Below are 12,575 nucleotides of genomic sequence, written 5' to 3' on the forward strand. Positions count from 1 at the left end.
GCAGGGGCCACGACCACCGCTCAGCCCCCAGACACTTTCACCTGCACGAACCCGGCCCCACTCCCCTCATACTCGAAGCTGTCGCTGAGGCCCAGGCGCGGAAAGCTGGGCCAGGGCGTATCCAGCAGGTTGAGTGCCGAAATGGCGGCCGCCCGCAGCAGCACGTTTGCCCCAGCGAACGCGTCGTAATCGGCTGCCAGCGCCTCGCCGTCCGGGTAGCGGTCAGCCAGCAGGCGCACCGCTTCCAGCAACCGGGCGTAGTCGGCGGCGGTGTCAGCCACCATCTCCGGGGTCAGCGGTTCCAGCTCCGTATGCCGGCCCCGGTGTGCCTGAGCTGCGTCAGCCTGCTTTAGCCAGGCGCGTAGCTCGGCTACGGCTTCGGCGGGGGTCTGGCTGCCGGGGGAGGGTCGGGAGGTCATTCGGTCGGATACCCCGCCGGCACCCCCGCCGCAATCTCCGGGTGAATCCCGAAATCCTCGGCAATCAGCCGCGCGGTCATCTTGGCCGACATCATCACGCTGGGCGTGCCGCCGCCGGGCTGGGCGCTGGCCCCGACCATGTACAGGCCTGCGACATCCTCACTGCGGTTGTGCGGGCGGAAATAGGCGCTCTGAATCAGCTTCGGCTCGGGGCCGAAAGCGTTGCCCACGAAGCTGTCCAGCGTCTGGTCGAAGTAGTCGGGCGTAATCCATTCCAGGTGAGTCAGCCGCTCGGCCAGGTGAGGAATGTAGCCGCGCTCCTCCAGGAATTCCATTACCCGCTTGACCAGCTCTGGACCTTCGTTTTCCCAGTTCAGCGCCGCGCCGCGCCCGGACTTGTTGGGCACCGGAATCAGCGTATAGGCCGCGTGGTGCCCGGCGGGGGCCAGGCTGGGGTCGGTCAGCGTGGGAATGTGCAGGTACTGGCTGAAATCCTCGCCCAGCACACCGCCGCTGAAAATCTCGCCCAGCAGCTCCTCGTAGCGCGGCCCCAGGATGATGTTGTGGTGGCGCAGGTCCAGCGGCGCGTAGCCCTCGTCCCGGAACCCGAAATACACCACCACCAGGCCCATGCTCTGAGCGGCGGCCCTTACACGCAGGTCACTGTTGACCCGCCGGGCCGCTGCAGGCAGCCGCTTGAGGTAGGTGTTGGCCCAGTCGCCGTTGCTGACCACGATGTCGGCGTGCAGTTCCTCGCCGCCCTCCAGCCGCACGCCCTGCGCCGCTGGCCTCCCCAGCAGGCCGGGCCGGGGCATGGTCAGAATCTCCTCTACCCCCGCGCCGTAGCGAATCTGCCCGCCCAGCTCCTCGTATTTGCGGACCAGCGCCCGCACCAGCGCCCCGGTGCCGCCCATGGCGTAGTGAATGCCCCAGGTTTTCTCGACAAAGTGAATCATGGCGTAGATAGCGGGTACGCTAAGGGGATTGCCGCCCACCAGCAACGTCTCGAAGGAAAACACCTGCCGCATCTTGTCGCTGGCGAAATACTTGGAGGTAAAGCCGAACAGCGTGCGGACCGCGTCCAGCCGCAGCAGGTCGGGCACCACCGCCAGCATCGTCTGGGGATCGCCAAAGTGGGTGTAGCCCAGTTCCAGAAAGCCCCGCTCGAAAATGGCGCGGGCGTCGCGGTTGAATTCCTCGTAGCCCTCAAGGTCTTCGGGGGCCAGCTCGGCAATCTGCTGGCGGGTATGCTCCGGGTCGCCGTCGTAGTCGAAATAGGTGCCGTCGTCGAAATAGATACGGTAAAAAGGCAGAATCGGCACCAGCTGCACGTAGTCGCTCGTGCGTGGGCCACCGCTGACGCCCTCACGCACCCGCTCGCCGCTCAGGGTGGACGGCGGATAGTCGGCGGCGTCCAGGGCAGCCTGGTCACGCTCCAGCGCGAACAGCTCCTCGATAAAGTGCGGCACCGTCAGCACGGTGGGGCCCATATCGAACACGTAGCCGTCGGGCGTGCGCTTCTGGTAGGCGCGGCCACCGGGAGCGTCCAGCCGCTCCAGAATCCGGGTGTCGAAGCCCAGGCTTTGCAGGCGAATGCCCAGGCTCAGCCCTCCGATGCCCGAACCGATAATCAGGGCCGTCTTGCGGAGAGGGGCGGTGCGGGAAGAAATATGGGAAGAAGTCATGGCACCTCAGGCAGGGAAAGTTAGGGTGGGGAAAGTCGGAGTGGGAACAGTCAGGGGAGCCGACCGTGCGAGATTCAGAGCGAAGAGCCGGCGCCGCATTTTCGGCCAGCGCCGGAGCGGCAAACTGCGCTTTCACGCAGAACAGCGCGGGCGGTGAGCCGCAGCTTGCGCCCCCGGCTCACCACCGCCCGCCCGCTGAGGTTGTCGTAGCCCCGGCGCTCCAGCTCGTCCAGAATGCTTTCGTACAGGTCAGCGGCCACCGCCACGGCCCAGCGGCCACGGCCATGCAGCTGTGTCAGGCCGGCGCGGCCGTAAGCGTAGTCGGCACGGGCACGCTCGCCCAGGTGCGCCATCAGGGCGCGGTACTGCGGCGTGACCCGGCCAGCAGCGATATCGCTTTCGCGCACGCCGAAGCGCTCCATCAGGTCGCAGGGCAGGTACAGCCGGCCCCGGCGCCAGTCCTCACCTACGTCGCGCAGGATGTTGGTCAGCTGCATGGCCCGCCCCAGCCGCAGCGCCCGCTGCACCGTCTGCGCCCCACCCGAGTAGCCGCTGATAGGCGCAATCATCAGGCCAATGACCCCGCCCACGCAGTAGCAGTAGTGGTTCAGTTCTTCCAGGCTGGCGTAGCGGGAGCCGACGCTGTCCATCCGCAGGTCCATTTCCATGCCGGCCCGCAGGTCGGCAAAGGCGCCGAGGTCCAGCGGATAGCGCCCCGCCGCCCAGGCCAGCCCCTCGCTCACCAGGTCACCGGGCGTGGCCTGCCCGGCAAAAGCGGCCTGTACCCGCGCCCACCAGGCCTCCACAGCGGCGGCCGGGTCGTGGCCGGGCTCGTCTACCAGGTCATCCACCTCGCGGCAGGCGGCGTACACCGCCCACACCGCCGGGCGCTGAGCTGCCGGAAAAAAGAGGGAGCCCAGATAAAAGGTCTGGCTGTGCCGGCTCGTCATCCGGCGGCAGGCCTCTTTCGCACGTGAGCTCATGGCTGGCTGAATTTGCAAGAAAGCACCCCTTGATTCCCTAGCCTAGCCCGTACAGGGCCGTTCGCCAGGCACCTGCATCTGCAGAAACCTTTAGAGAACGCCCCAAATTTTCCGCTCCCAGCAGAGATTCAGGCCGCTTCGTCCGGTTTGGCGAAAATCATGCGGCCCACGTTGGTCTGCACGTTGTTCACCACCAGCACCCGCAGCGGCTTGCCCTTGAACTTCAGGCCACCTTCCACCACCACCATGGTGCCGTCTTCCAGGTAGCCCACGCCCTGCCCCTGCTGCTGCCCCCCCTTGCTGACGGTGATGGTGAGGTAATCGCCTGCCTGCACCTGCGGCTTGAGGGCCACCGCCGCCTCATGGATGCTCAGCACCTGCACGTCTTGCAGCTTGGCGATGCGGCTGAGGGCATTGTCGTTGCTGACCAGCTTGCCGCCGGTTTCACGGGCGAAGCGAATCAGCTTGTCGTCCACCTTGTCCAGCGCCGGGTCGTCCCAGTCGTCCACGCGCAGTGGGCGCAGTTCCTGCAGCTCCTCCAGCACCGCCAGCCCACGCTTGCCACGGGTGCGGCGCTGGGCGTCGGAATGGTCGGCCAGCAGCTGCAGCTCACGCAGCACGAAACCCGGCACCAGCAGGTCGCCTTCCAGAAAGCCGGCCCGCACCAGCTCCACGATGCGGCCGTCGATAATCACGTTGGTGTCCAGAATCTTGCTGCCCCGGCTGCGGCGCACCTGCTGGCTGGCGAGCAGGCCGAACGCGTCGGCGTGCTGCACGGTGTAATTCACGAAGAACCAGCCGAGTGCAGCCGTGACCAACACGCTGATGGGCCAGGAATAAATCGGAAGGCCCGCCAGCAAGTTGGAGACCAGCACACTCAGCAGCAGCGCCACAATCAGGCCGAAGGTGGCGGCCGCGACCGTCTGAGGAGCCAGCGAACGGTACCAGCCGTTCAGCCGCCCGAACATGCGGCCCAGCAGGGGCTCCAGCCGTGGGCTGACCAGAAAGGCAATCAGCGCCCCGGCCAGCATCAGGCTGACCGTATTGACCAGGACCATCTCGCCGCCGTTCTGGGTCAGCGACAGGGCGCGGCCGGCCGCGTAGCCCGCCACCAACCCCACCAGAATCATCAGCAGCCTGAACACCAGCACCGTTTTACTTTACCTTGCCTTGCGGCGGGCGGAGGTGTCGAACTGCGGGTTTGCCGGCAGCGGAGCCAGCGGGACATAGGCGGCGGCGCCCCCGTCCAGCGGACTGGGAGCCTGTCCGGCCTGCAGCGCCGCCGCGCCGGCCAGCGCAATCATGGCACCGTTGTCGGTGTTCAGGCCCCCTGCCGGAAAGGCGGCCCGCAGGCCGGTCTGCCCAAATGCATCCCGCAGCGCCCGGTTGGCCGCCACCCCGCCCGACACCACCACTGTCTCCCGGCCCAGGGCGTGCGCCGCCCGCACGGTGGTGTCCACCAGGGACCGCACGGCAGCCCGCTGGAAGCTGGCCGCCAGGTCTTCGGGGCGGGCACCACGTTGAAAGGCCAGCAGCGCCGCTGTTTTCAGGCCACTAAAGCTGAACTCGAAGCCTTCTTGGCCCTGCAGCGGAGGCTTGAACGGCACGGCAAGGGGGTCGCCCCGCTCGGCCGCCGCGCTGATGGCCGGGCCGCCGGGGTAGCCCAGGCCCGCCAGCCGCGCCACCTTGTCGAAGGCCTCGCCCGCCGCGTCGTCGCGGGTAGCGCCCACCAGGCGGTATTCGCCGGGAGCCGTGACGTCGAACAGGTGGGTATGCCCGCCCGAGACCACCAGCGCCAGGTAGGGCGGGGTCAGTCCCTCCTCGCTGGCGGCCGCGTAGATGTGGCCTTCGAGGTGGTGCGCCGCGTAAAAGGGGACGTTCAGCGCCTGGCTCAGCCCCTTGCCGTACATCAGGCCCACCAGCAGGGCACCCATCAGCCCCGGTCCGGAGGTGGCCGCCACCACGTCCAGGTCATGCAGGGCAATCCCGGCGTCCGCCAGGGCACGCGGCAGCAGCGTATCTATCCGCTCCACATGCTCGCGGCTGGCCAGTTCGGGCATCACGCCGCCGTACTCGGCATGGACCGTCTGCGACCAGACCACGTTGGAGCGCACCTGCGGCCTCACCGGCGTCAGCTCCACCACGCCCAGGCCGGTATCGTCGCAGGAGGTATCGATACCCAGGATGAAGGTCGGCCGGCCAGAGCCGGACGGATTGCAGCTGGGCATATCAGAGGTGGAGGGGCTGGAGGCGGGCTGGTCGGCCGGCATGGCAGGCTGAGTGGGGTCGGCGGACAGGGGAGCACTCACCCCAGCAGCATAGCCCAGGCCCCGCAGCAGGCAACAACGCGCACCGCCGGAAATGGTGGGCGGTCAGAAGTGCGTGGGGTCGGTTTCCGGGTAGGCGGCCAGCAGGTAGAGCGCCTTGCCCTGCGCCGCTAGGGCCTGCTGCGCCGCCACCAAGGTACGGTCCAGTTCGTCGCTGAGCTGCGGGTGCTGGAAACGGAAATCACGGTAGCCCAGCAGCAGAATGCCGAAGCGCTCCGGCTGGCCCGGGGCGGTCAGGGCCTCAAACAGGGAGTCCCAGCTCTGCACCGCTTCCAGGGAAATCGACAGTCCCAGCATCAGCTCCTGCGACAGCGTGTGGCGGTCGCCAGCGCAGTTCAGCCGGACCGCCCGCAGCCCTACCTGGTGTCCGGCGGCGCTCAGCCGGGGGTCGTGTGGGGCGTCCTGAATACCGCTGGCCGGCTGGGAGAAAACGTCAAGCACCCGTCCATGCTAGTGCAGAGCAATGCCGCTTCCGGCAGGCTGACCGCGCACCTTTTCTTTATCAAGCCGGGCAGGCCGGGCGCTTCCGGGGCCTCTGGTCTCCCGCCCACCGCCGCCCGGCACTGCCCCCGGAAGCTGTCAGACCGCGTTGGTCAGGTTGCCGCTGTAGACCAGCGCCAGAATCAGCGCACCCACGACGATGCGGTAAACCGCGAACGGCTTGAAGTCGTTGGTCGCCACGAACCGCAGCAGCCAGCCCGTCGCCAGATAGGCCACGGCGAACGAGGTTACCGCTCCCAGCGCCACGGTGCCCAGTCCGATTTCGGCCAGCTGGTCCAGGCTGCGGACCAGGTCAATCAGGGCCGCGCCGCCCAGGGTCGGAATGCCCAGATAAAAGCTGAACTTGGTGGCGGTGGGCCGGTCCAGGCCGGTCAGCATGCCGCCCAGAATCGAGCTGGCCGAGCGGGAAAAGCCGGGCCAGAGCATCGCCAGGCACTGCACTGCCCCAATCAGCAGCGAGCGCTTCACCCCGATGTTCTCGATGGCATGTACGGTGGGCTGGGTACGGCGGTCTTCCAGCCACCAGATAATCGCGCCGCCCACAATCAGGGCCCAGGCCACCACGCTGGGGCGGAACAGGTACTGCTTGATGATATCGCTGAAGGCCAGGCCCAGGATGGCCGCCGGCAAGCAGGCCACCAGCACGCCCAGCCACAGGGTCTTGGTGCCCTGTGCCGCTGCGCCGCCCTGGCCCAATGCCCGTGCCTGCGCCACAAAATCCTTCCAGTAGTACACCAGCACGGCCAGGATGGCCCCGCCCTGAATCACCACTTCAAAGGTGTCCTTGACCTCTTTGCTCCAGGGCACACCCATCAGGTGACCGGTTACGATCAGGTGTCCGGTCGAACTGATGGGCAGAAATTCGGTGATTCCCTCCACCACTCCGTAAACGAGTGCATACAGCCAGTCCATGCGCCCAACCCTATCAGACCGTATAGCGGTGGCGCTTCCACCTTCAGGATGGCGCCAGCGAAGGGTGCTGAGAACTACGCTGCTATGCTGAAGCACGTGAATGTGTCTGCCCATGTCTGGGCCACCGGTGCCCCAGTCGAGGGCCGCACCTGGAAGGCCGCCAATCCACGCGCCGCCGTACTGCTGACCCACGGATTCGGGGAGCATCTCGGCCGCTACGTGTCCCACTATCAGGGCCTGATTCCGGCGCTGGTCAATCTGGGCTTCGATGTTTACGGCTACGACCAGCGCGGACACGGGCAGTCGCTGGGCCGCCGCGCCGTGGTGAACGTGGAAACACTGGTGCGCGACCACCTGATGGCCCGGGAGCAACTGCGCCGCCAACCGCTGCCGGTGTATGTGCTAGGGCACTCGCTGGGCGGCCTGGTCACGGCCCTGAGCGCGGCGCGTGACCCGCGTGGCCTGAGCGGCCTGGTGCTCAGCAGTCCTGCCCTGCTGGTCGGTGAGGGTGAATCTGCCCTGAAGCGCCACGCTGCGCCGCTGCTGGCCCGCTTGGCTCCCTCGCTGCCGGTCACGGCGCTGGACACCGCAGGCCTCAGCCAGCTGCCCGACGCCATCAGCGCCTATCAGAGCGACCCACAGGTGTACCAGGGCAAAGTGCCGGCGCTCACGGCAGCCAGCATGCTTCAGGCCAGTCGGCAGGGCTGGAAAGTCTACCCAGACCTGAAGCTGCCCACCCTGGTGGTGCACGGCAGCGAGGACCAGATTACTGCCCCGGCTGGCAGCCAGCGCTTCCTGGAAACCATCGCCAGCACCGACAAGACCCTGCATACCGTAGAGGGCGGCTACCACGAGCTGCTGAACGACACGGCTGGGGCAGAAACTGTCCGGGTGATTCTGGACTGGCTGGATGAACGTGCCCCGCAGCAGTTGGGCGGTTCCTGAAGCCACCCGGCCTGGAAAGACAGCCGCCCTCACCCACCTGAAAGCCACAAGGAAAGCCCCCCGGCGCGGAAGCCAGGGGGCTTAAGCGTGCAGGAAAAGCTCAGCCCGCGTTGGGGTTCTTCAGCTCGCCGCGCTCAATGGGCGCGCCGTCCGCCAGGGCTTCTACCGTGCTGCCAGGGACCTCGGCGTGGCGGACAGGGCCAGTCGCTTCGGAGCTGGCTGCTTCAGCGCCGGCCTGCTGCACCACCACATTCGCTGCGCCCAGGCCCTGCGGGGTCAGGGTCTGCTGGCCGGTGCTCTGCTGGCTGTCCTGCTTCAGGAAGCGGCTGACGGCCGGGTTACTGTCACCGCCCTGAGCCGCTGCAGGCGACTTGACCGCCATACGGGGAGCTGCAGACGGCTGAGTGCTGCGGCCCTGGGGCTCCTGTCCAGCCTTGGCCAGCAGGTCCTCGGCGAGGGTCTGCAGGCGGTCACGCACCAACTTGTTGCTCAGGGCGCGGGCACCTACGGTGACCAGCGTAGCCACCAGAGCGCCGCCCAGGTCACCACCCTTTTCCTTTTGCTGGGCCTTCATCAGACCCTTTTGGTACTTCACGGGCGAGTTGGCATCCACGTAAATCTTCTTGGTGCGCTTCATGCGGCTGCCCAGTGCCAGGCCAAGCACCGCACCTACGGCCGATGCGCCGCCCAGCATCTTGAGGGGCTCCATCTGCATCTGACCTTTGAGGCTGGCCGTCTCGGTCAGCACGTCCACCTTGGCACGCAGACGTTCGCGGGCCAGTTCCTTTTCGGTCAGGGGCAGGCGCACTTCTTCGTAACGGGTACCGGTGTCAGAGGGAGCTTGCAGCACCACCGGCTCAGCTTTGGGGCGGTTGTTGTCGCTCATTTGCGGTCGCCTCCTTCGGCGCGGTTCATGTCGTCGGCGTAGGTGGGCTGGGTGCTCACGCGCACTTCGGGCGCACCTTCAAGCACTTCAGGATGAACCACGTTGGGGTCGTGGTCATGGCCGTGGTCGCCGTGGTGGCCGGCGTGCTGGGGGTCAAGCTTCTCATTGAGGCCCTGGCCGTAGTACTGGGCGCCGCCGTCGGCATTCGCCTCGTACACGGGGATGGCGTGGGCGTCCTGCACGCTGGGCTGCACCATGCCGCTGGCCGCACCGACCTGAGAGGCCGCACCGGTCGCCGCGACGTGCTGGACGCGGGGGGCGCTGCTGACCACGGTGGTGTGGGTCTGACCGTACTGCGCGCCGTGGTCATGCTGGTTGCTGCGGTCGTAGTGAGCGGTGGCCCGCTGGCCACTTCCCACCGACACAGGCACACCGGTCGCCACTACGGCGCCGCTGATGGGTGCGCCACCTTCATTGCGCTGACGGCGCTGCTCGGCGAGGTACTCGGCCTCCAAGCGCTCGTCCTCGGTCAGGGCGCGGTGCTCCTGGCCGATGCCTTCGCTGAGCTTGTTGAGACCCAGCGCCACCATCACGCCGGCCAGCACCAGGCTGCCCAGGAACATGATCAGGGCCGCGGCCCACCAGGGCAGGCCCAGGGCGACCAGGCCAAAGTAAATGGCCAGAATGAGGAAAATGGCAGCCAGGGCCAGCGGCACCAGCGCTGCCAGCAGCAGGATGACGCCGATGCCCTTCGACTTGGCGAGCTCGCCGACCTTGTGGGCCAGAGAGTTGATTTCGGCTTTGACCAGCGCGACTCCAGCGTCAAAGACATCGACGATGGCACTGCCCATGGATGTTTTCCGTTCTTCTTGCATTCCGTCCTCCGAAAGACGCGCCCATTTTGGAACTGGACACACGATATGCCTAGCAGCATAAACGCTAGGAGGCGGCGTCCGGCTGGAACCAAAGAATTTCTCAACCGAATTTGGCCGCCTCATGTCTGCATTTCTGCCCTCCACTGTACCATTGTGCGCCGTATGGCCCCGCCTCGGTTGGGCGTCCCCGAGCATGCCCGGCCGCCGCAAAGACGCTTCCTTAAGGATGGAGCAGCGGCAGCGGAATCTGACCTAGACTCCGGCCATGACCCATCCATGCGCTGGAAAACGTGCCCCTCTGGACCAGTTGAGCCACATTCCGCATCTGGTGGCCGCCTACTACGAGCGCCGCCCAGACCCGGCGCAGGCCGGGCAGCGGGTCAGTTTCGGCACCAGCGGACACCGGGGAACCTCGCTCGACAGCTCCTTCAATGAGCAACACATCCTGGCGGTTGCCCAGGCCACCGCCGAGTACCGCACTGCAGCAGGCATTACGGGGCCGCTGTACCTGGGAGCCGACACCCACGCGCTGAGCGAGCCGGCCTTTCTGACGGCCCTGCGGGTGCTGGTGGCGGGTGGAGTCAGGGTGCGTGCCACGCCGGGGCAGTTCACCCCCACGCCGCTGGTGAGCCACGCCATCCTCACCCACAACGCGGCGGGGGCAGACACCGCCGACGGCATCGTGATTACGCCCAGCCACAACCCCCCACAGGACGGCGGCTTCAAGTACAACCCGCCCAGCGGCGGCCCCGCCGACACCGATGTCACCGGGCAGATTCAGGCCCGCGCCAACGAGCTGCTGGAAGGTGGCCTGCAGGACGTGAACACGGTTCCGCTGGACGAAGCCCTCACGGCGGTGGAGCCGTTCGACTTCATCACGCCGTATGTGGACACCCTGCCGGAAGTGATTGACCTGGACGCCATTCGTGCGGCGGGCATCAAGATTGGGGTGGACCCGCTCGGCGGCAGCAGCCTGCCGGTGTGGGAAGCTATCGAACAGCGCTGGCAGCTGGGGCTGCACATCGTGAACCGCGAGATTGACCCGCGCTTCGCCTTTATGACCCTCGACAAGGACGGCAAAATCCGCATGGACTGCTCCAGCCCCCACGCGATGGCGGGCCTGCTGGACTACCGCAGTCAGTTTGACGTGGCGATTGGCAATGACCCCGACGCGGACCGCCACGGTATCGTGACCCCGCAGGGGCTGATGAATCCCAACCACTACCTCGCGGTGACGATTGACTACCTGTTCCAGAACCGCCCCGGCTGGCGCCCAGATGCCGCCATCGGCAAGACGCTGGTCAGCTCGGCGCTGATTGACCGCGTGGGCGCGGGGCTGGGCCGCCGCGTGGTGGAAGTGCCGGTGGGCTTCAAGTATTTCGTGGAAGGGCTGCTGGACGGTTCTTTCGGCTTCGGCGGCGAGGAGTCGGCGGGGGCCAGCTTCCTGCGGATGGACGGCCGCCCCTGGAGCACCGACAAGGACGGCATCATCGCAGGGCTGCTGGCGGCGGAAATCACCGCCCGCAGCGGCAAGAACCCGGCGCAGTATTTTGCCGAACTGACGGGGCGCTACGGTGAAACCGCCTACGCCCGCAAAGACGCCCCGGCCAGCGATGCGCAGAAAAAAGTGCTGGCCGCCCTCAGCCCCGAAGCGGTGCAGGCCCAGACGCTGGCGGGTGACCCGATTACGGGCCGCTTTACCCGCGCTCCCGGCAATGACCAGGCCATCGGCGGGCTGAAGGTGACCACCGAGCACGCCTGGTTTGCGGCGCGCCCCAGCGGCACCGAGGACATCTACAAGATTTACGCCGAGAGCTTCCGGGGCGCAACGCACTTGCAGCAGGTGCTGGAAGAGGCACAGCAGGTGGTCGCGAGTGTAATGCCGTAATTCGGCCTGCCCCCACCCACCCTTCCTGTCCGCCGCCTCCCCGTGACGCGGCGGCCTTGCTGGCTGTGGGTGTCTCAGACACACTACACAGGGGCCACCCGCCAATTTCTGGCGATTCAGGCGGCGACCCGTATCACTCCAGCGAACGCAGATAGGTGTGTATTCCCTCCAGCGCGGTGTCGGGCAGCAGGGAGGAGGTAAGGCGGGGCATGCTGGACAGCAGTTCTCCCCTAGCGGTCCAGCCTTCACGGATGGCCCGGCTAAAGTCAGCCAGGTCAAAGTCAGTCAGGTCTCCGGCGGCAGCGCCGGCCAAGGGTGGACCAAAGTCGCCTTCCGCCACCTCTCCGTGGCAACCGGCGCAGTGGACCGCGTAGCTCTTTTGCCCAGCGGCGAGGAGAGCGGGCCGGACCGGCGCCGCAGAAGCCGGCGAGAGAGGCGCAGCAGGCGTCTCGTCTGGAGCGCTGAGCGCCGAAGCCCCCGGCGCCGCATCCTGCTGCTCTGCAGGGCGGCCACACGCAGCCAGCAGCGCGGCCCCGGCCAGGAGCACAGGCAGCCCCCGCCTCATCCCCGCTCCAACGCCGCGAGGTCGGCCGGGGTGTCGGCGTCGGCCAGAGTGCCAGGCGGGAGGCCGGCAGCCAGCGGGTCCAGCCAGACGCCTACCTCCTCCAGCCAGGGCTGACGCAGCCGCCGCTCACCGGCGTCCAGCGCAGCAGTGACCCTGGGCAGCAGCGCCGTGTGGTACAGCGCGGGCAGCGGTTCGGGGTCGGTGCCGCCGCCCAAAAAGCCGGCAGCCAGGTGCCCCGGCCCCGCCGCAGCCGCCAGCACCTGCCACACCGCCGGGGTCAGCAGCGGGTAGTCCACGCCGCTCAGGGCCACCCAGCCCGGCCCTGCCTGCGCCGCAGCCCAGGCCAGGGCCGTTTCCAGGGCGGCCAGCGGACCTTCGCCTGCTCGCGCTTCGGCCTGCACCGTCCACCCAGGCAGGGCGTAGCGCCCAGGCGGGGCCAGCAGCAGCCGCTGCGGGCAGCTGTCCAGGCTGGCGGCCACCCGTTCCAGCAAGGTGTGGCCCCCCAACCGGGCCAGCGCCTTGTCGGAGCCGAAGCGGCGCGACTGCCCCCCGGCCAGGATGACGCCTGTCAGGCTGGCTGGGGGGCCAG

Annotated in this window: 13 protein-coding genes; 2 read left to right on the forward strand and 11 right to left on the reverse strand. The window is 67.5% G+C overall.

The annotated features are described in order from the left end of the window. Positions 1–20: 20 nt before the first annotated feature. The 7 genes from DEIPR_RS07005 to DEIPR_RS07035 form a co-directional block, all read right to left on the reverse strand. Positions 21–419, reverse strand: coding sequence for a hypothetical protein (locus DEIPR_RS07005; protein WP_013615142.1), 399 nt, complete (start codon positions 417–419; stop codon positions 21–23). After that, entirely contained in the window at positions 416–2,104 is a 1,689-nt protein-coding gene (crtI, locus tag DEIPR_RS07010; protein ID WP_013615143.1) for a phytoene desaturase family protein, read from the reverse strand. The genes DEIPR_RS07005 and crtI overlap by 4 nt, the downstream gene beginning before the upstream one ends. 74 nt (positions 2,105–2,178) lie before the next feature. Further along, complete coding sequence (locus DEIPR_RS07015) at positions 2,179–3,054, reverse strand: phytoene/squalene synthase family protein (RefSeq protein ID WP_049775098.1); 876 nt, start codon at positions 3,052–3,054, stop codon at positions 2,179–2,181. A gap of 161 nt (positions 3,055–3,215) precedes the next feature. Then, entirely contained in the window at positions 3,216–4,238 is a 1,023-nt protein-coding gene (locus tag DEIPR_RS07020; RefSeq protein ID WP_013615144.1) for a PIN/TRAM domain-containing protein, read from the reverse strand. Between the two features lie 9 nt (positions 4,239–4,247). Beyond that, positions 4,248–5,315, reverse strand: coding sequence for a tRNA (adenosine(37)-N6)-threonylcarbamoyltransferase complex transferase subunit TsaD (tsaD, locus tag DEIPR_RS07025; protein ID WP_049775251.1), 1,068 nt, complete (start codon positions 5,313–5,315; stop codon positions 4,248–4,250). Between the two features lie 144 nt (positions 5,316–5,459). Further along, positions 5,460–5,855 (reverse strand): hypothetical protein, encoded by a 396-nt coding sequence (locus tag DEIPR_RS07030; protein WP_013615146.1) that lies wholly within the window; start codon positions 5,853–5,855, stop codon positions 5,460–5,462. Between the two features lie 138 nt (positions 5,856–5,993). Then, positions 5,994–6,827, reverse strand: a complete 834-nt coding sequence (locus DEIPR_RS07035) for an undecaprenyl-diphosphate phosphatase (RefSeq protein WP_013615147.1) — start codon at positions 6,825–6,827, stop codon at positions 5,994–5,996. Positions 6,828–6,911: 84 nt separating this feature from the next. Between DEIPR_RS07035 and DEIPR_RS07040 the strand changes: the two genes are divergently transcribed. After that, positions 6,912–7,772, forward strand: coding sequence for an alpha/beta hydrolase (locus DEIPR_RS07040; RefSeq protein WP_013615148.1), 861 nt, complete (start codon positions 6,912–6,914; stop codon positions 7,770–7,772). A 100-nt stretch (positions 7,773–7,872) separates the two neighbouring features. On the opposite strand, the gene DEIPR_RS07045 is transcribed toward DEIPR_RS07040, so the two are convergent. Both DEIPR_RS07045 and DEIPR_RS07050 read right to left on the reverse strand, forming a co-directional pair. Further along, positions 7,873–8,658 (reverse strand): hypothetical protein, encoded by a 786-nt coding sequence (locus DEIPR_RS07045; RefSeq protein ID WP_013615149.1) that lies wholly within the window; start codon positions 8,656–8,658, stop codon positions 7,873–7,875. After that, positions 8,655–9,533 (reverse strand): phage holin family protein, encoded by an 879-nt coding sequence (locus DEIPR_RS07050; RefSeq protein ID WP_013615150.1) that lies wholly within the window; start codon positions 9,531–9,533, stop codon positions 8,655–8,657. Before DEIPR_RS07050 ends, DEIPR_RS07045 begins: the two co-directional genes overlap by 4 nt. A gap of 265 nt (positions 9,534–9,798) precedes the next feature. Between DEIPR_RS07050 and pgm the strand changes: the two genes are divergently transcribed. Then, positions 9,799–11,421 carry a phosphoglucomutase (alpha-D-glucose-1,6-bisphosphate-dependent) gene (gene pgm, locus DEIPR_RS07055; RefSeq protein WP_013615151.1) on the forward strand — a complete coding sequence of 541 codons (1,623 nt, stop codon included), beginning with the start codon at positions 9,799–9,801 and terminating at the stop codon, positions 11,419–11,421. A 133-nt stretch (positions 11,422–11,554) separates the two neighbouring features. Here the strand turns inward: pgm and DEIPR_RS07060 are convergent, their stop codons facing one another. Together DEIPR_RS07060 and mobA are read right to left on the reverse strand one after the other, a co-directional pair. Continuing rightward, positions 11,555–11,986 carry a c-type cytochrome gene (locus tag DEIPR_RS07060; RefSeq protein WP_013615152.1) on the reverse strand — a complete coding sequence of 144 codons (432 nt, stop codon included), beginning with the start codon at positions 11,984–11,986 and terminating at the stop codon, positions 11,555–11,557. Continuing rightward, on the reverse strand, positions 11,983–12,492 hold the full coding sequence (gene mobA, locus DEIPR_RS07065; protein ID WP_425358578.1) for a molybdenum cofactor guanylyltransferase: 510 nt from the start codon (positions 12,490–12,492) through the stop codon (positions 11,983–11,985). The genes DEIPR_RS07060 and mobA overlap by 4 nt, the downstream gene beginning before the upstream one ends. Positions 12,493–12,575: the final 83 nt, after the last annotated feature.

The sequence above is a fragment of the Deinococcus proteolyticus MRP genome (assembly GCF_000190555.1).
In the GTDB taxonomy this organism is placed as follows: Bacteria; Deinococcota; Deinococci; order Deinococcales; family Deinococcaceae; genus Deinococcus; species Deinococcus proteolyticus.

Excerpts from the sequence above, each read along its gene's own strand:
- DEIPR_RS07060 (WP_013615152.1), bottom strand. The coding sequence starts at position 11,986 with ATGAGGCGGGGGCTGCCTGTGCTCCTGGCCGGGGCCGCGCTGCTGGCT.
- DEIPR_RS07015 (WP_049775098.1), bottom strand. The coding sequence starts at position 3,054 with ATGACGAGCCGGCACAGCCAGACCTTTTATCTGGGCTCCCTCTTTTTT.
- pgm (WP_013615151.1), top strand. The coding sequence starts at position 9,799 with ATGACCCATCCATGCGCTGGAAAACGTGCCCCTCTGGACCAGTTGAGC.
- DEIPR_RS07035 (WP_013615147.1), bottom strand. The coding sequence starts at position 6,827 with ATGGACTGGCTGTATGCACTCGTTTACGGAGTGGTGGAGGGAATCACC.
- DEIPR_RS07050 (WP_013615150.1), bottom strand. The coding sequence starts at position 9,533 with ATGCAAGAAGAACGGAAAACATCCATGGGCAGTGCCATCGTCGATGTC.
- tsaD (WP_049775251.1), bottom strand. The coding sequence starts at position 5,315 with ATGCCCAGCTGCAATCCGTCCGGCTCTGGCCGGCCGACCTTCATCCTG.
- DEIPR_RS07045 (WP_013615149.1), bottom strand. The coding sequence starts at position 8,658 with ATGAGCGACAACAACCGCCCCAAAGCTGAGCCGGTGGTGCTGCAAGCT.
- DEIPR_RS07040 (WP_013615148.1), top strand. The coding sequence starts at position 6,912 with ATGCTGAAGCACGTGAATGTGTCTGCCCATGTCTGGGCCACCGGTGCC.
- DEIPR_RS07005 (WP_013615142.1), bottom strand. The coding sequence starts at position 419 with ATGACCTCCCGACCCTCCCCCGGCAGCCAGACCCCCGCCGAAGCCGTA.
- crtI (WP_013615143.1), bottom strand. The coding sequence starts at position 2,104 with ATGACTTCTTCCCATATTTCTTCCCGCACCGCCCCTCTCCGCAAGACG.